This is a genomic window from Burkholderia sp. 9777_1386, from assembly GCF_015712265.1.
In the GTDB taxonomy this organism is placed as follows: domain Bacteria; phylum Pseudomonadota; class Gammaproteobacteria; order Burkholderiales; family Burkholderiaceae; genus Burkholderia; species Burkholderia cenocepacia.
The window spans coordinates 39,141-59,152 of record NZ_JACCQB010000026.1 but is presented as its reverse complement, the minus strand read 5'-3'; the positions used below and the strand labels follow the sequence as shown (position 1 = coordinate 59,152).

Here is a 20,012-nt window from a genome sequence, read left to right as displayed (position 1 = left end):
CGCCGCGCGTCACGGCGGCGGGCACGACGATGCCGTCACGCCGCGCGCTGCGCCTCCAGCCACGCCTGGAACATCAGCACCGTCCACAGCTGGTGCTGCCAGTTCATCCGGCCCGTCTGGTGCTGGCGCCACAGCCGCTCGACCGCCGCCGCATCGAAGAAGCCTTCTTCGCGCAGGCGCGACGGCCGCAGCAGCGCCTCGGCCCAGTCGCGCAGCGCGCCGCGCAGCCAGTGGTCGACGGGCGCGCAAAAGCCCTGCTTCGGCCGGTCGATCAGCGCGGACGGCACGTACCGGTCGAGCAGCCGGCGCAGCAGCGCCTTCGACTGCCCTTCCGGCAAGCGCACCGACGCCGGCACGCGCCACGCGAATTCGACGACGTGATGATCGAGGAACGGCATGCGCGTCTCGAGGCTCACGGCCATCGCCGCGCGATCGACCTTCGCGAGGATGTCGGTCGGCAGGTACGTGAGCGTGTCGATCGCCATCGCCTGCTCGGCGAAGCTCAGATGCGCGGGCCACGCGGACACCGTGTCGAGCGGCGTCGGCGGCTCCTGCCCCGACAGCGCGATGCGCTCCGGGTGATGCACCGACGACATCAGCAGCCGGTACAGCCCGATGCGGCTTTCGGCCGTCATCACATGGCCGAGCTTGTGCAGGCGATCGCCGATGCGCGACGTCGATTCGCGCGCCTCCACGCCGCCGCCCCACGCGCCCTGCGCGACGGCTGCCAGCTGGTCCGCGTGGTCGGGCCGCAGCGCGTGCAACGCGGCGGCGATCCGCGCGCGCACGGCGCCCGGCACGCGATGCAGCTTGCGCCACAGGCGCGGCGTCAGGAAATAGCGCGTGTAGCCGCCGAACAGCTCGTCGCCGCCGTCGCCGGACAGGCTTACCTTCACGTGCCGGCGCGTCAGTTCGGAGACGAGAAAGGTCGGGATCTGCGACGCATCGGAGAACGGCTCGTCGTAGATCGACGGCAGCTTCGGCACGACGCCGAGCGCATGGTCGGCGGTCACGTAAAGCTCGGTATGGCGCGTGCCGAGATGGCGCGCGACGGCCTTCGCATAACCGGCTTCGTCGTAGCCGGCCTCGTGGAAGCCGATCGTAAACGTGTCGACCGGCGTCGCCGATTGCGCCTGCATCAGCGCGACGATCGCCGACGAATCGACGCCGCCCGACAGGAACGCGCCGAGCGGCACGTCGGCCTCCATCTGCCGCGCGACGGCCTGGCGCAGGATCGCGTCGAGCTGGCCGACGGCTTCGTCGGGGGTGCCTTCGAACGGCTGCGCGCGGCCCGCCTCGATCGCCTGTTCGAGCGTCCAGTACGCGCGCAGGCGCGGCGTGTCGCGCGCATGTTCGAACTGGATGTACGTGCCGGGCGGCAGCTTGCGGATGCCGCGATAGATCGTGTAAGGCGCGGGCACGCTCGACTGGCGCAGGTACAGGCACAGCGCGTCGCGGTCGACCGTGCCGTCGAAGCCCGGGTAGCCGCGCAATGCCTTCAGCTCGGACGCGAACACCAGCGCGTCGCCGATCCGGCCGTAGTAGAGCGGCTTCTCGCCGATCCGGTCGCGTGCGAGCGTCAGCACCCGCGACGCGCGATTCCACAGCGCGAACGCGAACATGCCGGTCGCGCGGCGCAACGTGGCCTCGACGCCCCACGCGACGATCGCCGCGATCAGCACCTCGCTGTCGGAGTGGCCGCGCCACGCCGGTGCGCGCCCCGCACGCTCGAGCTCCGCGCGCAGTTCGCGATGGTTGTAGATTTCGCCGTTGAAGACGAGGACGTAGCGGCCGCACGCGGAAGCCATCGGCTGCCGGCCGTGCACCGACAGGTCGACGATCGCGAGCCGCCGGTGGCCGAGCGCGATGCCGGCTTCCGGGTCGACCCAGATCCCCTGCCCGTCCGGCCCGCGATGCGCGAGGCTCGCCGTCATTCGCGCGAGCGTGCCGCGCGCTGTCTCCTCATCGAAGGCGACGCTATTCAGAAAGCCGTCGATTCCGCACATTGATTTGTCTGCCCCTGTTGACCAGTTCCGTCACGCACCGCGCAACCTCGCGGCCCGCCGTCGGGCATGACGGTCGAGCCATATTACGAAGAAATAAATCAGCAATAATTCACCAGTGAATGTCGGCACCGTCCGGAAAAAAATGGACGTCAAGTGCCGCGTGCGGAGGGTCGCGCAAGGGGCCATATCGAATCCGGTGAGTTGGCCGGCAAGCGTTGCGGATGAAAAAAGGGCCGTATGCCGACGGCAACGCCGCCACGCCACGCCGCCGTCAACCTGCGCCGGTCGCCCATTTCAGCAACTGCGCGACCTCGCGGAAATGCTGCGGCTGGATCGTGCCGTTCTCGGGCGTCGTCTCGTACAGCGCCTGCGCGAGCCCGACGTTCGCGAGCGTCGGGCGCAGCGCGTCGCGGGCGAGCCGCACGATCCGCTCGGCCGCGTCGCCCTCGCCGCGCGCGAGTACCCACGGCAGCGAGCCCATCCCGCCGTAGTAGAGCGCGACCGCGACGCGCGGCGAATAGACGACCACCGACGCATAGCCGATCCGGTCGGGCAGCGACGCGAACTGCACTTCGCGCGCGAGCTGGCGGCGCTTCGCCTGGATGTGCGGATCGCCCTCGTCCTCCTTGTGCTCGCGCCGCACTTCGTCGATCGACATCTTCATCTTCTGGTTGAACTCGTGCCGCTGGTGCACGATGTCGATCAGCGCCATCACGATGTAGATCAGCGCGGCCCAGCCGAACAGCAGCATCAACAGCTTCACGATCAGCGCGAGGATCGAGACCGGCCGCGTGAAGCCCGACTGCACCGACGGATCGAGCGACTCGACGATCAGCCAGCCGAGCGTCGCGACGAGCAGCGCCGTCTTCAGCAGCATCTTCGCGAGATTGACGAGGTTGCGCAGCGACCACAGGTTCTTCATCCCCTCGGCCGGGTTGAGCCGCGACAACTGCGGCACGAGGCGGCTCCACGCCATCACGCCGCCCACCTGCACGAAGCCCGCGAGCAACCCCGCCAGCAGCCCGGCCGCGACGATCTGCGCGGACAGCATCGCCCAGTCGCGCGCGGCGCCGTCGATCAGCACCGCGAGCCGCGCGGCCGGATCGGCCGCGCCCACCGCGTCGAACACGAGCCGGAACAACGCCTGCAACCGCGCGAACAGCGAACCGATACCCACCGCGAGCGCCACGCACACGCCGACGAAGAACGCCGACGACACCGTTTCCGCGCTTTTCGGCACGTCGCCTTTCTCGCGCGCCTCGCGCAGGCGCTTCGCGGTCGGCTTCTGGTCCTTTTCGGCCATGTCGGCTCTCGCGCGCTCAGCCGCCGCCGTGCGCGGCGAACAACGCGCGCAGCAGCGCCATCAACCCGCTGTCGGGGCTCAGCAGCGCATGCAGCGACGCGTACACCACCGGCAGGAACAGGATCATCATCAGCATCGCGAGCGCGCTCTTCAGCGGCTGCGAGAACACGAAGATGTTGAGCTGCGGCACCGCACGCCCGACCAGCCCGACGCCGAGCTCGACGAGCACCAGCACGATCGTGACCGGCGCGGCGAGCTTCACCATCCATTCGAAGATCGTGTCGGTCTGCCGCACGATGAAGGTCTGCAGCATCGACGAGAAATCGGGGCCGAGCGAGCCGATCGGCCACCAGGCGTACGACTGCGCGAACAGTTGCACGAGCACCTGCAGCCCGCCGGCTGTCACGAACAGCGCGATCGCGACGAAATTCAGGAATCCGGAAGTCGGGCCGCCCTCGTGGCCACCCATCGGATCGAAGAACGCGGCGCTGCCGCTGCCGGTCTGGAAATCGATCAGGTAGCCGACGCCCTGGATCGCGAACAGCACCGCGCTGAACGCGCCCGCGAGCAGCATGCCGACCATCGCCTCCTTCGCGACCAGCAGGCACCACATCAGGAACGGCAGCGCGGCCACCTGCGCGGCATCGATCGTCGGCGCGACGAACGCGGCGATCACGACCGCGATCCCGTTGCGCACGAGGCCCGTGATGATCTGCTCGTTGAACACCGGCACGATCAGCATGACCGGCAACAGACGCGGCATCACGTAGAGCAGCGGCCGCAGCATGCCGGCGACGTCGTTGAAACCCGCGGCCTGGTCTAGCATCGGCGCTCCGCGGCGGCGGACGGGACGGAATCGTCGGGCATGGCGGGTGCGTCCGATGTATCGGATGCATCGGCTTCAGCGGCAGCGGCGGCGCCCGTCTCCACGTCGGTCATCGCCGCATCGAACGCGGCGGCGGCCTCCGGCGACGTGGACCCGTGACCGGCCGCGTCGCCCGCGCCGGCCACCCAGGTGCCGCCGGTCGCGAAGCGCCGCACCGCGTAGCCGTCCGCGACGTCGTCGGCGTCGCGCTCGACCCGCGCGGCGCGCGCATGCAGCGCCTTCTCGCCGGCTTTCTCCAGCTTGTCCTCGGCGGCCTTCGCCTTGCGTGCGGCGCGCTGCAGGTCGGCGAGCGTCGCCTCGTGGCCGCGATGCACGTGCGCGGCCTCGCTCACCGACGCGTTCGCGGTGCCGATATGCCGGTCGAACGTGCGCGTATCGGCCGCCGCGTTCTGCAACGCGCGGGCTTCACGCACGTCGTCGGCCAGGCGCGTCTGGATCGCGGCCTTCGCGGCGACCTGCTGCGCGAGCTGCGCCTGCGCGGCCGCCAGCGCGCGCCGGCTCTGCGCGGCGATGCCCTGCTGGCGCGCGGCCGCGACGCGCGCGATCTGGCTGCGCATCTCGCGCACCCGCTTCAGGCGGGCAAGCGTCGCGAGCACGAGGCGGTCGTCGGCTTCAGACATGATCGTTCGCCAGCTTCGTCAGTTTCGCGAGCAGCGCGTCGAAGCGCACGTCCTCGTCCGACGCCTGCGCGCAGAACGCGCCGATCGCGTCGCGCGCGCGCAGCGCGAGATCGCCGAGCCGGTCGCTGCCTTCGCGATACTCGCCGATCTGCACGAGCAGCTCGATCTCCTGGTACTTCGCGATCAACTCGCGCACGCGCGCGGCCGCATGCTGGTGCGCGCGGCTCGCGACGAGCGGCATCACCCGCGACAGGCTCGCGAGCACGTCGATCGCCGGATAGCGGTTCGCGAGCGCGATCTTGCGCGACAGCACGATATGGCCGTCGAGGATCGAGCGCACCTCCTCGGCGATCGGGTCCGATTCCTCGTCGCCTTCGACGAGCACCGTGTAGAGCGCGGTGATCGACCCGTGCGCCCCCTGCCCCGCGCGTTCGAGCAGGCGCGGCAATACCGCGAACGTCGACGGCGGGAAGCTGCGCCGCGTCGGCGGCTCGCCGCTCGCGAGGCCGACCTCGCGCTGCGCGCGCGCAAAGCGCGTCAGCGAATCGACCAGCAGCAGCACGCGCTTGCCCGCATCGCGGAAGTGCTCGGCGATCGCGGTCGCGACCAGCGCGGATTTCACGCGCTCCATCGCGGGGCGATCGGACGTCGACACGACGACGATCGACCGCGTGCGCACTTCCGGCGACAAGCTGTGCTCGATGAATTCGCGCACCTCGCGGCCGCGCTCGCCGACCAGCGCGATCACGTTCACGTCGGCCTGCGCGCCGCGCGCGATCATCCCGAGCAGCGTGCTCTTGCCGACGCCGGACGGCGCGAAGATGCCGACGCGCTGCCCGATGCCGAGCGTCATCAGCCCGTCGATCACGCGCACGCCGGTCGGAAACGGCGTGTCGATCATCTTGCGCGCGAGCGGGTTCGGCGGGTCCTGCTGCGTCGACACCCACGCGGCGCCCGTCACCGGCCCGCGATCGTCGAGCGGCCGGCCGAGCCCGTCGAGCACGCGGCCGAACAGTCCTTCGCCCACCGGAAAGACATGTTCGCGCCCGGACGGCACGACGGTCGTCTCCGGCGACAGGCCGGCCACGTCGCCGAGCGGCGTGAGCAGCGTCGTCTGCCGCGAGAAGCCGACCACCTCCGCGAGCAGCGTCGGCTGGTTCGGCGTGCGCAGCTCGCAGATCTCGCCGAGCCGCGCGCGGATGCCCGTCGCGTTCAGGATCTGCCCGACCGCGTGGTTGACGCGGCCCTGCACCGAGACCGGCGAGAAGAACGCGAGCCCCGCGTCGAGCTCGCCGACCAGGCGGCCGCGATCGAACGGCGCGTCGTCGTCGCCGAACGACGGCGGATCGTCGAGCGGCGCGCTCATCGCGCGGCCCCTTTCAGCGCGTCGCGGCGGATCGCCTGGCGCAGCGCGTCGATCTGCAGGTCGAGGCTCGCGTCGATCCGCCCGGACGGCGTCTCGACCGTGCACGCGTGGCGTTCGAGCTGCGCATCCTCGACGATGCGGATCTTCTGCCGGTTCGACTGCCCGGCGAACGCGCCGTCGAGCGCGTCGCGCATTTCGTCCGTGCGGCCGGGCGCGACGCGCACGATCAGGAACGCCTCGTCGCGCACGAGCGGCGCGATCCGCGCGAGCGCGGCCTCGTACAGCTTCTGCGTGCTCATCTCGCCGACGATCGCGCGCACGGCCTTCACGACGATATCGGCCATCGCATCCTTCATCGTTTCCATCGTGCGCGTCGCGGCGAGCGCCTGCGTGTAGGCCTGCGCGGCCTGCTCGCGCTGCGCGCGGCGCATGCCTTCGTCGTAGCCGGCCGCCTGGCGCTTGTCGAATTCGCGCTGCGCGTCGGCGACGATGCGCGCCGCTTCTTCATGCGCGGTCGCGATCACCGCGGACGCATCGAGCAGCGCCGCGTATTCGCGCTCCTTGAGCACCTTGCGCTCGGACAGCAGCTGCAGGTTGTCGCTCGTGATCAGAAAAGCCAGTCCCATGACGCAAGCCTCTCGGGAATCAGAAACAGGAACATCAGTTCGCCGAACTGGTCGCGCTGCGCACGGTTCAGCCAGTACGGCGCTTCGTCGTCGATCGCGCGGTTGAATTTCAGGCGCACGCGCCGCGCCACCGCGTCGCCGGCCACGCCGATGAAATCGGCGAGCAGGCGTCCGCCGCGCGCGCGGATCACGACCGGCAGCGCGGCGGGATCGGCGCGCCACGGTTCGAGCGTTTCGGCGAGCGCGCCGAATTCCGGCGCGCGTTCGAGCGCGAGTTCGAGCGCATCGCCGCCGAGCCGCGCCGCGACTTCCGCGCGAATGCGCCGCCCCGCCAGCGCGTCGCGCAGCCATGCGCGATGCAGCAGCAGCCCCGCATACGCGGCCAGTTGTTCGAGCGCCGCGCCGGGCAGCAGCGCGAGCCGCGCGCACGGGCTCGCGACGTCGAAGTCGTGCCGGTCGGCCACGCCGTGCAGGTCGAGCAGGTGCCGCGCGAGCAGCTTGCGGCCGGCCGCGCCGAACGCGTCCGGCGAACGATAGCGCGCGGGCCAGTCGGCCGGCACGCGCGTCACGTGCAGATAGCGGTCGGGCCGCAGGTTGAAGTCGCAGACGAGCGCATGAAACGCGGCAGCGCGCGCGGCGGGCGGCGGCGCGAGCGGCTGCAGCCACGGCAGCGGCGCCGCCTCGCCCGCCTCGCCCGGCGGCAGCGCGTGCGGGTCGCTCATGCGCCGTCGCGCGCGCCGTCCGGCGTACGCAGCCCGCCGCCTGCCTGCTGCGCGGCCGAACCACCGCCGTTCGCGCCGCGCGGTGCGCCGACGAGGCCCGCGACGCGCGCGCCGAACATCCCGCGCCGGGCGGCCGACAGCGCGATCACCGCGCAGGTCAGCAGGATCAGCGCGAACACCAGCCAGCCGAGCGGCGAGCGCAGCCGCAGGATGTCCGACACAGCGCTGCCGATGCCGTCCACGCGCGTCGCGCGCGCGGCGGCCGGCTGCAGGAACAGCGACACGTTGTCGTACTGCAGCCCTTCGATGCTGTGCGCGACGAGATCCTTGACCATCGGCGCCATCGCGCGCAGGTCGACGCCCGGCCGGTAGCGGATGTACACCGCGGCCGACGACGGCTTGATCTTGTCCGCGAGCGGATCGTTCTCCGGAATCACGACCTGCACGCGCGCGACCACCACGCCTTCGATGTCCTGCAGCGTGCGCGACAGGTCCTGCGACACGCCGTACAGGTAGCGCACGCGCTCCTCGGCCGGGGTCGACACGAGCCCCTGCTTCTGGAACAGCTCGCCGAGGCTCGCATAGCTCGGCTTCGGCAGCCCGTTCGCCTGCAGCACCGTGAGCGCCGCCTGCATGTCGCCGTCCGCGACGCTCACGAGCCACGCGTTGCGGTCCGACGTGTCGCGTGCATCGTTGTCCTTCAACGCGCTGATGCCCGCGTCGCCGAGCACCGCGACCATCTGGTTCGCATCGCGCTCCGACAGGCCCGAGTACAGCTCCTTCTGGCACCCGGCCAACAGCACGAGCAGCCCCGCGAGCAGCGCGCGCGCCGCCCGGCTGCGCCACGCATGCGTGCGCGGCGTCGAATCGATCGTCGTCATCGTTTGTCCGCTTCAGGGCGCGCGGCCGTTGCAGGCACACGCACCGGCTTTCGTCACTCCTGCGTCTTCAGCACCGTGTGCGTGAAGCCGTTCGCCGCCTGCGCAACCGACAGGCTCAACTGGTATTCCGAAATCGTGGTGGTTGCCGTCCACTGGAAATCCATCGCCTTCACCATCGTCATCAGCGGATCGCTGCGGCTGTCCGCCATCGACGTCAGCATCTCGCTGCGGTGCTTGTCGATGTTCGCGTACCGCGAATCGAGATCGTTGCCGTAGGTGCGCAATCGCTCGACGAGCGACGACTGGTTCGCCTGCGCGGGCGTCATCTGCACGGCCGGCGCCGCATCCGCCGGTGCGCGCGACATCGCGACACCGGACGAAGACGGGGGTGCGGCCGACGACGCGCCCGGCTGCATCAGCGCATCGAACTGGCGCACCTGCGCCGGATCGGACGTCGCGCCCGTTTGCTGCGCGGCACTCGCGAGCGCGGCTGCGCCCGGCGGCGCCGCGCCTACGCCTGTTACCGACATGATCGTGTCCTCCTTGACCGGCAGGGCCGGAATCGGGCCGGCCGGCACGCACCCACGCCGCACCGGGCGCCCGTCACGGGCGGCCCCGGCATCCGGCGTCGCGCGGCACGGCCGGCGACCGGCATCACGCGCGGCCGGCGGAACTCAGGTGTTGCGCGACCTGGGCGTTCGCCGTCCCCTCCTGCGCGGTCACTGCGTTGCTGGTTTCGAACGTCGCAGTCGATTGCTGAACCTGGAAGTTGATCTTCGTCAGTTCGAGCTGCGTCTTGGTCAGGTCGTCCGCCTGTTGCTGGACTTGCTTCGTGTCGGTTGCGCTACCGGTGGGGGCAGTCATGTTTCGCTCCTTTACGTGACGTTCACTTGCGTTGCCGGCGGCGGCCCCATGCCCCGCCGATGACGTGACGCGCCGCCTGCCGGCGACGTGTCGCGTGATGCGCGCAGCGCGATTCGCGCTGCGCCTGATTCGTCGCGACGCTAGTGCGCCGCCTCCTTCGTCGATACACCGGCCGCCGGCTCGCGCGGCAACAGCGTCGGCCCCGGCACCGGCTGCGCGACGCCCGCCGCCGCACCGCTCGCGAGCGGCGCCACGGGCGGCGCCGGCGCCTGCTCGGGCGCACGCGTCGACGGGCCGCCGAGCGGCATCGTGATGCGCTGGCCGTTGCGTTCGAACACGACCTCGTCCGGGCCGATCGACACGACGGTCGCGCCCTCCTTCAGCCGCGCGCCTTCGAAATAGCGGCTGCCGTCGACCGTCTCGATGTAGCGCTGGTCGCCGTCGCCGGCGAACACGGTCGTGATCTCCGGAATGCCCGCCGTGCCGCCGAGCGTCGTCGCCGTGCGCGGCGCGGCCGCATCGGCATCGCGCACGTGATCGACCACCTCGAGCGCCGGGCGCGCGTCCTTCATGTAGTTGCGGATGCGCGGCTCGATCTGCGCGCGCGCGGCCGTGCCCGTCAGCTCGATCCGGCCGCGGCCGAGATACGTGACCGTCAGCGCCGTGTCGCTGAAATAGGTCTGCGCGGTCGCCACGAGATCGCTGACCACGTAGATGTTGCCGAGCGCCGCGTTGTCGACGCCCGCGACGATCTGCGCGACGCGCTCGCGCGCGGCCGGGTCGCTCACGTAGCCCGACACGATCACGCCGTCGTCGCGCGGCGCGACCGCCAGCTCCGGATACGCGTGCAGCAGTTGCTGCAGCCGGTGCGTGCGCGCGAGCACCGATTCGTGCTGCCACGGCAGCCGCCCCGACCACGCGACGAAGCCGTAGCCGAGCGCGCCGAGCAGCACGCCGACCCACAGCGCGACCAGCGCGATCACGAGCCGCCGGCTGCCCAGCCGCCGTAGCCCGCCCGTGAGCCAGCCGAGCCACGCGGCTTCGCGCGCGGCGTCCGGCGCATCGGTTTCGTCGGGCACCGCGACGCTCGCCTGCGCATGCCGTGCGATGCCGAGCCGGATCGAGCCGACCGTCACGACGTCGTTCGGCGTCAACGAGCGGCGGCCGGTGCCGAGCGGCTCGTCGTTGAACAGCACCGGCGCGCCGGCGTCGCCGCCGTGGTTCTGCACCGTCACCGCGAGCGCGCCGACCTGCAGGCACACCTGTTTCGCGCCGATCTCGCGATCGGGCAGGATCACCTCGCAGTCGGCCGCCGTGCCGACCCAGTTCGCGCCGCGCGCGAGCGACATCGTGCGGCCGTACATCGGCCCGCTCAGGAAGCACAGGTTCCACGGCGACGCGAGCGCGGCGGCCGAGCCGGCTCCGCCCGCCGCGCCGCCGGGCAATGCGCCGTCGCCGTGCGGATCAATGATGCTCGTCGACATGCGTGACCACTCCTGCGGTCGTCGCCGCGGGCTGCGACGCCGCCGTATCCTTCGGCGGCGGCAACGCGGGCGGACCGAATTTCGTGCCGGGCAGCGGCTTCGGCGTCAGCGGCACCGTGACGTCGTTGTCCGGCGGGCGATACATCGACATCCCTTCCTGGTTCGCCGGACCGTCGACGCCCGGATTCACCGGCGAGCCGTCCGGCGCATACATCGACGCGCTCGTCACGACCCGCGGCGTCAGCAGGTAGAACCGCTCCATGTGGTTGCCCGACTTGTCGGTGTACTTGAACAGGTTGCCGATCAGCGGGATGTCGGACAGCCAGGGCACGCCGCTCTTGTTCAGCCGCACCTCGTCGTCGTTGAAACCGGCGATCAGGAGGCTCTTGCCTTCGTCGATCATCGTCTTGGTGACGATGTTGCGCTGCTGGATCACCGGCACGTTCGACACCGCCTGCCCCGGCACGATGTTGCCGTCCTGGATGTCGATCGACATCATCACGCTCTGCGGGTTGCCCGACACGGCCGCCGCGTTGCGGATCGCCTCGTCGACGATCATCGGCGTCACCTTGATGCTGGTGCCGGTCGTCACGCTGTACAGCGACGAATCCTGATAGCCCGGCACCTGCACGTAGAACTGCGTGAGGTTCTCGAGGATCGCCTCGGTGTTGTCGAGCGCGAGCACCTTCGGCTTCGATCGCAGTTGCGCCTGGCCTTTCTGCGCGAGCGCGTTCACGCGCGTGAGCAGGTAGTTGCGCAGCGACCCGCCGATCGACGCGGTCAGCGCGATGCCGGTCGGCATGAAGGCGCCCGTCTGCCCGGTTTCCGACGTGCCGATGCCGAACGTCAGCGGCGGATTGCCGGCGCCGTTGTACTGCGTGTTGCCGTTCAGCGCGTTCTGGCCGTTGCCGATCTGCACGTCGCCGTGCGTCGTGTGCAGGCGCCAGTCGATCCCGAGGCTGTCGAGCGAATCCTCGTTGATGTCGATGATCGTCACGTTGATCTCGACGATGCGCGGCCGCTCGTCGAGCTGGCCGATCAGCGACTGGTAGCGGTACATGTTCTCCGGCAGGTCGCGCACGATCACCGCGTTGATCGCCGGGTCGGCAACGATCTGCGGCAGCGTGTCGCCGCCGTTGTTCGAGAACGGCGAGAAGCCGCCGCCCATGCCGCTGTCCGCCCCGCCATAACCGCTCTGCCGCGGGCCGCCGGAAATGTCGGGAAAGTCGAGCCGCGGCACCGCGATCGTCAGCCCCGAACCGAGCTTCACCTGGCGCGCGGCCTGCCCGAGCGGCGTGCTGGACGGCGCCGCGGTCGTGCCGCCGCCCTTGCCGAACAGCCGGCGCAGGATCGTCGCGACGCCCGGCACCGTCACTTCCTTGCCCGAGCGGTTGATCGTGAAGTCCGACGCCCAGCCGTATTTCAGCCGGAACGCGCGGATGTCCGCATGCGCGCCGTTCGCCGACGGATCGCCGACCGAGCCGACCGCCTGCCGCACGAGCTCGACATAGCGGCGCGGGCCGGCCACGTACACGCTGTTCGCGCGATCGTTGATCACCAGCGTGTAGCGCTTGTCCGGAATCTGCATCGCCTGCAGCGCGCGGCCGATTTCGCCGGACGCATTCGGCGGAATCGGGATCATCTGCGTCTGCGACTGGTCGGCCGGATCGACGTACAGGAACGAGCCGTCGTAGTACCACGTGAGCCCGTAGGTCGAGCAGATCGTGTCGAGCGTCTGCTGCGGCGTGCCGGAGAAGCGGCCGCTGATCACGCCGTCGACCTTCGGGTCGACCACCGCCGTCACGCCCTGCGACGACGCGAGCTCGCGGATGAAGTCGCCGATCTTCTTGCCGTTTGCGACGATCGTGAACGGCTTGTTGCGCCAGCGCAGGTCCGCGGCGCGCGCATGCTGCGCGGGCGCCATGCACAGCGACGCCGTGAGCAGCGCGGTCGCGCACACGGCAAGCGCGGCCCGTTGCAGGCTGCGCGGTTGAAACCGGATCGAGGCGACGCGTCGACGCATCAAAGGACTCCTGTGGAAGAAACGAACATGCGTTCCAGCGCCTGCTGCGCGAAGCGCAGCACTTCGCCGCCGAGCCAGCCCGACAGCAGCACGAGCGCGACCATCACGGCGATCAGCCGCACCGCGATGCCGATATTGGCGTCCTGCACCTGCGTGACGGCCTGCAGGATCGCGACGACGAGGCCCGTGACGGTCGCGATCAGCACGATCGGCAGCGACAGCAGCAGCACGAGCATCAGCGCCTGGCGCGTCAGGTCGAGGATCGTCGAGCTCGTCATTGCACGGCTCCCGGCGCGCGCACGTCGGCGCCCGCGCCGACCGTGCCGTCGTCCGGCGGGTTCTTCACCCAGCCGACCGTATGCAACTGCACGTCCTCCTCGACTTCCTGGTACGACAGCACCGCGAGTTCGGGCAGCACCGGCTGCAGGATCGTCTTCACGTAGCGGCGCGCGCCGAGCGCGACCATCACCGCGAGCCGCGCGCCACCCTGCGCGTTGCCGTGGCCGCCGGGGCCGGCCGCCTGCGCGGCCTGCACGATCGCGCGCACCTGTTCGCCGATGTCCTGCTTGACCGCGCTCGACAGCGCGAGGAAATTGCCCTGCTTGGTGCGCATCACCGCGCTCTCGATCCGCTCCTGCAGGTTCTGCTCGAACAGCACGACCCGCAGCTGGCGCGCCGTACCCGCGTGACGATCGGTGATCATCCGGCGCAGGTCGACGCGCACGAGTTCGACCAGCGCGATCACGTCGTCGGGCTCGTTCGGCGCCCACGTGATCAGGCTCTCGAAGATCACGCGCAGGTTCCGGATCGGCACCTGTTCGGCCAGCAGCCGGCGCAACACTTCGGTCACGCGCTGCAGCGGCACGAGCCGCGTCAGTTCGCCGACGAGCTCCGGATGATCGCGGCGCACCAGATGCACGAGCGCCTGCGTCTCCTGGATGCCGAGCAGCTCGTCCGCGTGCTGGCGCACGATCTGCTCGACGTGCGCGGCCAGCGCGCTCTCGCTCGACAGCCACTTCCCGTCCGGCGCCGCGCCGTCGGGCTTGATCCACAGCGCGGTCGCGAACGGGCCGAACGCTTCGGCCGGCTGGCGCTCCGCGCGCTCGGGCAGCGGCGCGACGCCGTCCCACAGCAGCCAGCCCGGCTTCAGCGCGCCGTGCGCGACGAGCACGTCCTGCAGGTAGATCCGGTACGTGCCGGCCGGCGCGCCTTCGTCGTCGTTCAGCGTGATACGCGGGAATACCGTGCCGATGTCCGCGTCGACGCGCGCCTTCGCGCTCGACAGCGCCGCCTGCAATTGCGCGAGGTTCAGGTTCGTGCGCAGGTCGTCGGACAGCGACACCGCGATCAGCGACGTGACGCCCGCCGCGTGCGACACCTTCGCGGGCTGGCCGTCGTCGGCCGCACCGACGCGCCCCGCGACATGAATCAGGTTGAAGCTCGGCGCGGACGTCTTGCGCTTCAGTTGCGAGAACGCGAAGGCGCCGAGGCCGAGCGCGATCAGCGCGAACGACCATTTCGGGAAACCGGGCACGACGAGAAAACCGCTCAGCACGAACGCCGCGATCAGCAACGCGCGCGGATGCGCACCCAGTTGCTCGCCGAGCTGTTCGCCGAGCTGGCGTTGCCGCGCATCGCGCGTCGCGACGCGCGTCGTCACGATGCCGGCCGCGATCGACACGAGCAGCGACGGAATCTGCGACGCCATCCCGTCGCCGACCGTCAGGATCGCGTAACGCTGCAGCGCTTCGCCGATGTCCATCCCGTGCATCAGCGTGCCGACCGCGATCCCCGCGACGATGTTGATGAACGCGATCACGAGGCCCGCGATCGCGTCGCCCTTCACGAACTTCATCGCGCCGTCCATCGCGCCGTGCATCTGCGATTCCTGCTCGAGTTTCTCGCGGCGCTCGCGCGCTTCGTCGGCGCTGATGATGCCCGCGCGCAGGTCCGCGTCGATGCTCATCTGCTTGCCGGGCATCGCGTCGAGCGAGAAGCGCGCGCCGACTTCGGCCACCCGCTCCGACCCTTTCGCGATCACGATGAACTGCACGACCGCGATCACGAGGAACACCACGCCGCCCACCACCACGTTGTTGCCGACCACCAGCCGCCCGAACGCGTCGATCACGTGGCCGGCGTTCGCATGCAGCAGGATCAGCTTGCACGACGCGATGTTCAGCGCGAGCCGGAACAGCGTCGTAAACAGCAGCAGCGCCGGAAACGACGAGAAGCTGACCGCCGACGGCACGTAGGTCGACACCGTCAGCAGCACGACGCTCGCCGCCAGATTCAGCGAGATCATCCCGTCGAGCGCGGCCTGCGGCAGCGGCAGGATGAACAGCGCGACAACCGCGACGATGAAGGTCGCGAGAAACAGGTCGGCGCGCGGCGACGCGCCCCCGAGGCGCCGTCCGGACACGCCGCGGCCGGCGGAAAACAACCGCTGCCAGTCGCGGGGGAGCGCCTTCGGTTCAGCCATCGTGCCGTCGTCCTGTCGTTATCGCCGGCTGGCACGGGCAACCCTTCCCCGTGCTGCGCGGACCGTTGAATGGGACGAGTGTAGCGACGGGAAACGGCGGAAAAAGAAGCGCGCCTCGTAGCGTGAAAGCGCGTTTTCCTCAGACGATCGAATCGGACTACGAAACCCGGCGGCCGGCTCGGGCACGCGCCGCCGGAACCGCTTCCATCGCGCGCCGGGCCGCCGGCGCGCGCCTGCGGCAGGGGTCGGGTCAGGACGGCAGCCGGCGCGCGGCGAGGTACGCGAGCTGCGCGCGGTTCTGTACGTTGAAGAGTTTTTCGAGCGAGCGGATGTGGTGCCCGACCTTGTGCAGCGACGTGCGCAGCGCGCTCGCGATCTCCTGGTCGGACAGCCCGTGCACGAGCCGGTCGAGCACCTGCTGCTGCTCGTCGCCGAGCGCGAAGCCGCGCATGCGCGCGACCCGCGCCTCGAGGAACGGCAGCGCGACGCGATGCACGGCCAGACTGACCGACAGCGCGCCGCCGATCACCCGATCGTCGATCCATTCGGTGCCGTGCGTTTCCGACGTCACATTTACCGCGACGCGCAGGTCGAGCCGCGGCGCCGACAGGCTGAAGATCACGCCGCTGTTCATTGCGTGCGCACGCAAGTGGCCGGCGAGCGCCAGCACCTTGCGGTCGCCGCTGCCGTGCGCGGCCGCCTCGATCTCGTCGAGCCGCCACGCGACCGGGAAGCCGCTTTGTCGCACCTGCGCGAAGCGCGGGTCGCTTTCGTACAGCATCCCTTCGATGAACGGCTGCATGAACGTCGCCGGCGCGAGGTCGCGCAGCAGATGCGCGCGCAGAATGCGCCGCCCGATCATTTCGTACGCGCCGTAACCGAGCGTACTGAATCCGATTTGCCGCAATCGCGCATGGCATTGCGCGAAATCGAATGACGCAAGGTCGGTTTTACCGGACGTGATTTGAATACCGGTAAAAACGTCACGCTCGATTGCGTGATATTCGTTCGAATAAGCGGCGGCGGCCGCTATATCGGCTTGTGAGAACCACTCGACGCGTGGTGCGCCGTCAGCATATGTCATGAGGAGCCCGCCCTTTCCCAATATGTGAAACTGCGCCCCGTCACGATCTGGTCTTTTCTTTATGATTTTCTGGTCGTCGTTATATGCGCACGAACATGAACCTTTCGCCGCAATTAGTATTACGGCATATTACCCACACACCGGCATTTTTGTACAATGCCCCCGCGTTTCGTCAGGGATGACGATCGGCGCATATCACAACGATGCTCGGTCGCACCGCCGCGAATGCCGTACACGATACGGCCGCCGCCAGGCGATGCGCGTCGATTCCGAGGGATGGCTCATGTCCGATATTGCATTGCATGAAGAAGCGGTCGCCCCAACCACCTTGTCCCGCTCGTCGCGCGGATTGAACGCCTGCGCGGACACGCTGCGCGAGCGCACCGTGCAGGTCGTCTGGTGCGACGACGTGAAACGCGGCGACGTCGCGCAGCCGCACGCGCCGAAGCTCGGCGTCGCCGATACGCTCGCGCACGCACAGAGCACGGCCGAGCGCAACCGGATCGTCACGAGCCTGCTGCATCTGACAGGCTTCTCGACGTTCGCGTACTTCGCCCTCGAATTCACGCGCGAGCGCGTCGAAAGTCTCTACCTGCACGAAGCATTCACGCCGGCCACCTATCGCGGCGACTACGTACGTCACAACCATCACGACGTCGATCCGCGCACGCTCGGCGCGCGCGTGTGCAACATGCCGATCGTGTGGGACCTGCAGCAATTGCGCCGCGAACACCGCGAGCGCGACGACGACTCGTGCGTGAGCCCGGCCGCGCTCGACGGCTTCCTGCAGACGATGCAGGACGACGGGATGTGCAGCGGCATCATGTATTCGATGGCCGTGCCCGGCACGCGGCTGCACGCGTTCATGAGCTTCACCGCGCCGCGCCGCACGCGCGAATGGATCACGCCCGCGACGATCGAGCAGGCGCTGTCGATCGGGCTGTCGGTACACAAGTTCGCGTCGCCGCAACTGATCTCGACGTCGCGCGAGCGCGCGGTCAACGGGCTCACGCCGTTCGAGCAGGAGTTGTTGCTCGGCATCGCCGAAGGCGCGTCCGACAAGGAGATCGGCCGGCGCCTCGACACCAGCGCGCACAACGTCGACTATCACCTGCGCAAGCTGCGCAAGCGCTTCGGCGTCGCGAACCGGATCCAGCTCACGTACCTGACGTCGAAGCTCGAGCTGATCTGACGCGCGGGCGACGGCGCGGCGCAGTTTCGTTTCGCCGATCGCGTAAACGCACATGCCGGCCTCGCGGGCCGGCATGTTCGGGTTGCGGCGCGGCGCCGGGCCGGCGCCGCTTCCTCGTGGACGGTCGCCGTTACTTCAGCAGCGTCATCTGCACGACCTTTACGATCACGAGCCCGACCGCAATCACCAGATAGCCGCGCAGCACGGCCATCCAGATCCGCGTCGCGAGCGTCATGTTCTGCGGCTCGAGCGTGTCGAGCGGCGGCATGCGCCACGTGTCGCGCAGCGAACGATCGACGGCCGGCTCGACGACGCGCTTGTTGCGGCGAATCAGTACCGTCGCGAGATAGCCGGCGATGGCGAGCACGGTGCCGCCCACCAGCACGTCGACGATCGCCTCCCCGCTGATGTCCGGATACATCACCGACGCGGTCAGGATGATCGACAGCAGCACCAGCACCCAGATCACCGCGCCCGTGAACACGTTGAGCTTCGTCGAGTTGACCCAGGGCCCAAGCACCTGACGGTCGTTGCACAGCACGAGCAGGAACACCGTCGCGCTCGGCAGCAGCACGCCGGCCAGCGTCTGCACGGCTTCCGTCAACAGGCCGAGCGGGCTGCCCGGAATCAGCACGAGCGTGGCCGCCGCCGCGACGATGCCGAAGTAGACGAGATAGAAGCCCTTCGCGTCGGTCACGCCGCGGTGCAGCGAGTGACGGATCTTGAACACGTCGCCGATCGCGTACGCGGTCGACAGCGACACGGCCGCCGCGCCGATGATGCACGCGTCGAGCAGCGCGATCGCGAACAGCGTCGCGCTCGTGCGGCCCGCATACTTCTCGAGGCCGGCGATGATGCCGCCCGCGTCGGTGAAGTTGCCGGCTTCCGGATGGCCGCCGAACAGCGCCGAGCTGAAGCCGATCATCGCGACCGCGCCGACCAGCACGAACGCGATGCCGATCCACAGATCGGCTTTTTCATACTTCATGAAGCGCGGCGTGATGCGCTTGTCGATCACGTAGCTCTGCTGGAAGAACAACTGCCACGGCGCGACCGTGGTGCCGACGATCCCGATCACGAGCAGCATCACGTCCGACAGCTTCGCGTGCGCGGGCCAGTTCGGCACGAAGAAATCGCGCGTCATCTGCGCGACGGGCGGGTGGATCGACACGAGCACCGGCACGAGCAGCAGGCTCAGCACGCACAGCCCGATCGCGAACCGCTCGAAGCGCCGGAAATCGCCGGTACTGACCGCGGCCATCGTCAGCGCGGCGGCGACGCACACGCCGGCCACCTTCGGCAGCCCGAAGAAATCCAGCACGAACGTGATGCCGATGAATTCGGTGACGATGGTCAGCGCGTTGAGCAGGAACAGGTCGATCACGCTGAACGCGCCCCAGAACTTGCCGAAGCGTTCGAAGATCAGCCGCGCATGGCCGACGCCCGTGACCGCGCCGAGGCGCAGCACCATTTCCTGATTCACGTACAGCACGGGCACGAGCAGCAGCAGCGTCCACAGCAGCGTCGTGCCGTAGTTCTGGCCGGCCTGCGTATAGGTGCCGAATGCGCCCGCGTCGTTGTCGCCGACCATCACGATCAGGCCCGGGCCGATGATCGCGAGCAGCGTACGCAGGCGCGCCCACCACGTGCCGCGTGCGCCGGTGTCGTGGTGCGGGATCGTGCCGAGCGCACCGCGGATGTCGCCCAGGTGGGCGTCGTCGAGCACGGCGCTGCGGTCGACCGCGATCGGTGGAGAGACGTTGGAGGGCGTGGACATGATGTGTTCCGTACGGCTAAGGGTTATGCGATTCGATGAGCGTGCGACCTTGGGATGCGCGCGGGACGGCCGCTCGAAGGCGGCCGCACGTGCGCATGCCGAGGCGCGCTCGGCGTGTCTCTTTTAGCGGATCAACGCTTTCAACTGGTTCAGCAGGCGGGAGAACACCCGCGGACGGGCGTCGAGCGTCAGCATCGCGTCGTAGTGGGGGCGCGATTCCGTGACGTGCGGAAGGGTCGACAGCAGAAGGCCGAAGTTCATGGTCTGGCTCCGTGCGGCGGCGGCAGGCGTGCCGGCCGCGTCGTGGGCGCGGGGCCAGCCAGCGGCCTGAACGACGTGTCAGGCTAGTCGGCCGGCATGTCCCCGCGACCCGGGTTCAAAAGGGTCTGCGTATGCAGCGGGCATAAGGGACAACTGTCACTGTCGTTCATGGCGGCTCCTGTACGGTGTTCCGGGGAACACGGTTGACCGCCGTCCGGCGTGCGGGCCGGCATTCGCGCGCCCGGGAAACGGATGCGCGAACACGGCCGCCTGCCAGGCGGCGGTGAAACCGGACAACGCATGCGAGAACGCATCACGCTAACCGGCGCGAATCAGGGTGCACGTAGGGAGTTGCTGCGGAAATACTGCTGCGCGCACCGTTTGCCCGGGAGACAAACGGCGGCTTCGATGAGGCGCGGACGTCGGTCGCTCAGG

General features: G+C 69.4%; 18 protein-coding genes. 1 reads left to right on the top strand and 17 read right to left on the bottom strand.

Annotated features, from left to right (window positions below; translation table 11 throughout):
- Positions 1-35: 35 nt before the first annotated feature.
- The 15 genes from asnB to H0X91_RS19950 all read right to left on the bottom strand — a co-directional run bounded on the left by asnB (position 36) and on the right by H0X91_RS19950 (position 16,347).
- Positions 36-2,006, bottom strand: a complete 1,971-nt coding sequence (gene asnB / locus H0X91_RS20020) for an asparagine synthase (glutamine-hydrolyzing) (protein WP_006495899.1) — start codon at positions 2,004-2,006, stop codon at positions 36-38.
- 271 nt (positions 2,007-2,277) lie between these two features.
- Positions 2,278-3,309 (bottom strand): EscU/YscU/HrcU family type III secretion system export apparatus switch protein, encoded by a 1,032-nt coding sequence (locus H0X91_RS20015; RefSeq protein WP_006495898.1) that lies wholly within the window; start codon positions 3,307-3,309, stop codon positions 2,278-2,280.
- Between the two features lie 16 nt (positions 3,310-3,325).
- Positions 3,326-4,135: a type III secretion system export apparatus subunit SctT gene (gene sctT, locus H0X91_RS20010; RefSeq protein WP_006489708.1), complete on the bottom strand. Its 810-nt coding sequence runs from the start codon at positions 4,133-4,135 to the stop codon at positions 3,326-3,328.
- Entirely contained in the window at positions 4,129-4,815 is a 687-nt protein-coding gene (locus H0X91_RS20005; RefSeq protein WP_006495896.1) for a hypothetical protein, read from the bottom strand. The genes sctT and H0X91_RS20005 overlap by 7 nt, the downstream gene beginning before the upstream one ends.
- Positions 4,808-6,181 carry a type III secretion system ATPase SctN gene (gene sctN, locus H0X91_RS20000; protein WP_084751617.1) on the bottom strand — a complete coding sequence of 458 codons (1,374 nt, stop codon included), beginning with the start codon at positions 6,179-6,181 and terminating at the stop codon, positions 4,808-4,810. Before sctN ends, H0X91_RS20005 begins: the two co-directional genes overlap by 8 nt.
- On the bottom strand, positions 6,178-6,807 hold the full coding sequence (sctL, locus tag H0X91_RS19995; RefSeq protein WP_006487566.1) for a type III secretion system stator protein SctL: 630 nt from the start codon (positions 6,805-6,807) through the stop codon (positions 6,178-6,180). Before sctL ends, sctN begins: the two co-directional genes overlap by 4 nt.
- Positions 6,789-7,529, bottom strand: coding sequence for a SctK family type III secretion system sorting platform protein (locus H0X91_RS19990; protein ID WP_048989439.1), 741 nt, complete (start codon positions 7,527-7,529; stop codon positions 6,789-6,791). The genes sctL and H0X91_RS19990 overlap by 19 nt, the downstream gene beginning before the upstream one ends.
- Complete coding sequence (gene sctJ / locus H0X91_RS19985; RefSeq protein WP_196433281.1) at positions 7,526-8,410, bottom strand: type III secretion system inner membrane ring lipoprotein SctJ; 885 nt, start codon at positions 8,408-8,410, stop codon at positions 7,526-7,528. Before sctJ ends, H0X91_RS19990 begins: the two co-directional genes overlap by 4 nt.
- Positions 8,411-8,463: 53 nt before the next feature.
- Positions 8,464-8,940 (bottom strand): hypothetical protein, encoded by a 477-nt coding sequence (locus H0X91_RS19980; RefSeq protein ID WP_012493472.1) that lies wholly within the window; start codon positions 8,938-8,940, stop codon positions 8,464-8,466.
- Positions 8,941-9,064: 124 nt separating this feature from the next.
- Positions 9,065-9,274, bottom strand: a complete 210-nt coding sequence (locus tag H0X91_RS19975) for a hypothetical protein (RefSeq protein WP_006486267.1) — start codon at positions 9,272-9,274, stop codon at positions 9,065-9,067.
- A 140-nt stretch (positions 9,275-9,414) separates the two neighbouring features.
- Positions 9,415-10,758 (bottom strand): type III secretion system inner membrane ring subunit SctD, encoded by a 1,344-nt coding sequence (sctD, locus tag H0X91_RS19970; RefSeq protein WP_006498991.1) that lies wholly within the window; start codon positions 10,756-10,758, stop codon positions 9,415-9,417.
- Positions 10,739-12,781 (bottom strand): type III secretion system outer membrane ring subunit SctC, encoded by a 2,043-nt coding sequence (sctC, locus tag H0X91_RS19965; protein WP_058903318.1) that lies wholly within the window; start codon positions 12,779-12,781, stop codon positions 10,739-10,741. The genes sctD and sctC overlap by 20 nt, the downstream gene beginning before the upstream one ends.
- Positions 12,781-13,059: a type III secretion system export apparatus subunit SctS gene (gene sctS, locus H0X91_RS19960; RefSeq protein WP_006480854.1), complete on the bottom strand. Its 279-nt coding sequence runs from the start codon at positions 13,057-13,059 to the stop codon at positions 12,781-12,783. Before sctS ends, sctC begins: the two co-directional genes overlap by 1 nt.
- Complete coding sequence (sctV, locus tag H0X91_RS19955) at positions 13,056-15,263, bottom strand: type III secretion system export apparatus subunit SctV (RefSeq protein WP_006487865.1); 2,208 nt, start codon at positions 15,261-15,263, stop codon at positions 13,056-13,058. The genes sctS and sctV overlap by 4 nt, the downstream gene beginning before the upstream one ends.
- A 250-nt stretch (positions 15,264-15,513) precedes the next feature.
- Positions 15,514-16,347, bottom strand: a complete 834-nt coding sequence (locus tag H0X91_RS19950) for a helix-turn-helix transcriptional regulator (protein ID WP_006487859.1) — start codon at positions 16,345-16,347, stop codon at positions 15,514-15,516.
- A gap of 283 nt (positions 16,348-16,630) precedes the next feature.
- On the opposite strand from H0X91_RS19950, the gene H0X91_RS19945 reads away from it, so the two are divergent.
- Positions 16,631-17,539 carry a helix-turn-helix transcriptional regulator gene (locus tag H0X91_RS19945; RefSeq protein WP_062911396.1) on the top strand — a complete coding sequence of 303 codons (909 nt, stop codon included), beginning with the start codon at positions 16,631-16,633 and terminating at the stop codon, positions 17,537-17,539.
- A 130-nt stretch (positions 17,540-17,669) separates the two neighbouring features.
- On the opposite strand, the gene H0X91_RS19940 is transcribed toward H0X91_RS19945, so the two are convergent.
- Positions 17,670-19,316 carry an Nramp family divalent metal transporter gene (locus H0X91_RS19940; protein ID WP_006487872.1) on the bottom strand — a complete coding sequence of 549 codons (1,647 nt, stop codon included), beginning with the start codon at positions 19,314-19,316 and terminating at the stop codon, positions 17,670-17,672.
- Between the two features lie 123 nt (positions 19,317-19,439).
- The gene (locus H0X91_RS19935) at positions 19,440-19,577 is read right to left on the bottom strand and encodes a hypothetical protein (RefSeq protein WP_006487867.1); all 138 of its coding nucleotides are present in this window, start codon (positions 19,575-19,577) and stop codon (positions 19,440-19,442) included.
- Between the last annotated feature and the right edge of the window lie 435 nt (positions 19,578-20,012).

Coding starts and splice junctions, on each gene's coding strand:
- asnB (WP_006495899.1), bottom strand. CDS start 2,006: ATGTGCGGAATCGACGGCTTTCTGAATAGCGTCGCCTTCGATGAGGAG.
- H0X91_RS20015 (WP_006495898.1), bottom strand. CDS start 3,309: ATGGCCGAAAAGGACCAGAAGCCGACCGCGAAGCGCCTGCGCGAGGCG.
- sctT (WP_006489708.1), bottom strand. CDS start 4,135: ATGCTAGACCAGGCCGCGGGTTTCAACGACGTCGCCGGCATGCTGCGG.
- H0X91_RS20005 (WP_006495896.1), bottom strand. CDS start 4,815: ATGTCTGAAGCCGACGACCGCCTCGTGCTCGCGACGCTTGCCCGCCTG.
- sctN (WP_084751617.1), bottom strand. CDS start 6,181: ATGAGCGCGCCGCTCGACGATCCGCCGTCGTTCGGCGACGACGACGCG.
- sctL (WP_006487566.1), bottom strand. CDS start 6,807: ATGGGACTGGCTTTTCTGATCACGAGCGACAACCTGCAGCTGCTGTCC.
- H0X91_RS19990 (WP_048989439.1), bottom strand. CDS start 7,529: ATGAGCGACCCGCACGCGCTGCCGCCGGGCGAGGCGGGCGAGGCGGCG.
- sctJ (WP_196433281.1), bottom strand. CDS start 8,410: ATGACGACGATCGATTCGACGCCGCGCACGCATGCGTGGCGCAGCCGG.
- H0X91_RS19980 (WP_012493472.1), bottom strand. CDS start 8,940: ATGTCGGTAACAGGCGTAGGCGCGGCGCCGCCGGGCGCAGCCGCGCTC.
- H0X91_RS19975 (WP_006486267.1), bottom strand. CDS start 9,274: ATGACTGCCCCCACCGGTAGCGCAACCGACACGAAGCAAGTCCAGCAA.
- sctD (WP_006498991.1), bottom strand. CDS start 10,758: ATGTCGACGAGCATCATTGATCCGCACGGCGACGGCGCATTGCCCGGC.
- sctC (WP_058903318.1), bottom strand. CDS start 12,781: ATGCGTCGACGCGTCGCCTCGATCCGGTTTCAACCGCGCAGCCTGCAA.
- sctS (WP_006480854.1), bottom strand. CDS start 13,059: ATGACGAGCTCGACGATCCTCGACCTGACGCGCCAGGCGCTGATGCTC.
- sctV (WP_006487865.1), bottom strand. CDS start 15,263: ATGGCTGAACCGAAGGCGCTCCCCCGCGACTGGCAGCGGTTGTTTTCC.
- H0X91_RS19950 (WP_006487859.1), bottom strand. CDS start 16,347: ATGACATATGCTGACGGCGCACCACGCGTCGAGTGGTTCTCACAAGCC.
- H0X91_RS19945 (WP_062911396.1), top strand. CDS start 16,631: ATGTCCGATATTGCATTGCATGAAGAAGCGGTCGCCCCAACCACCTTG.
- H0X91_RS19940 (WP_006487872.1), bottom strand. CDS start 19,316: ATGTCCACGCCCTCCAACGTCTCTCCACCGATCGCGGTCGACCGCAGC.
- H0X91_RS19935 (WP_006487867.1), bottom strand. CDS start 19,577: ATGAACTTCGGCCTTCTGCTGTCGACCCTTCCGCACGTCACGGAATCG.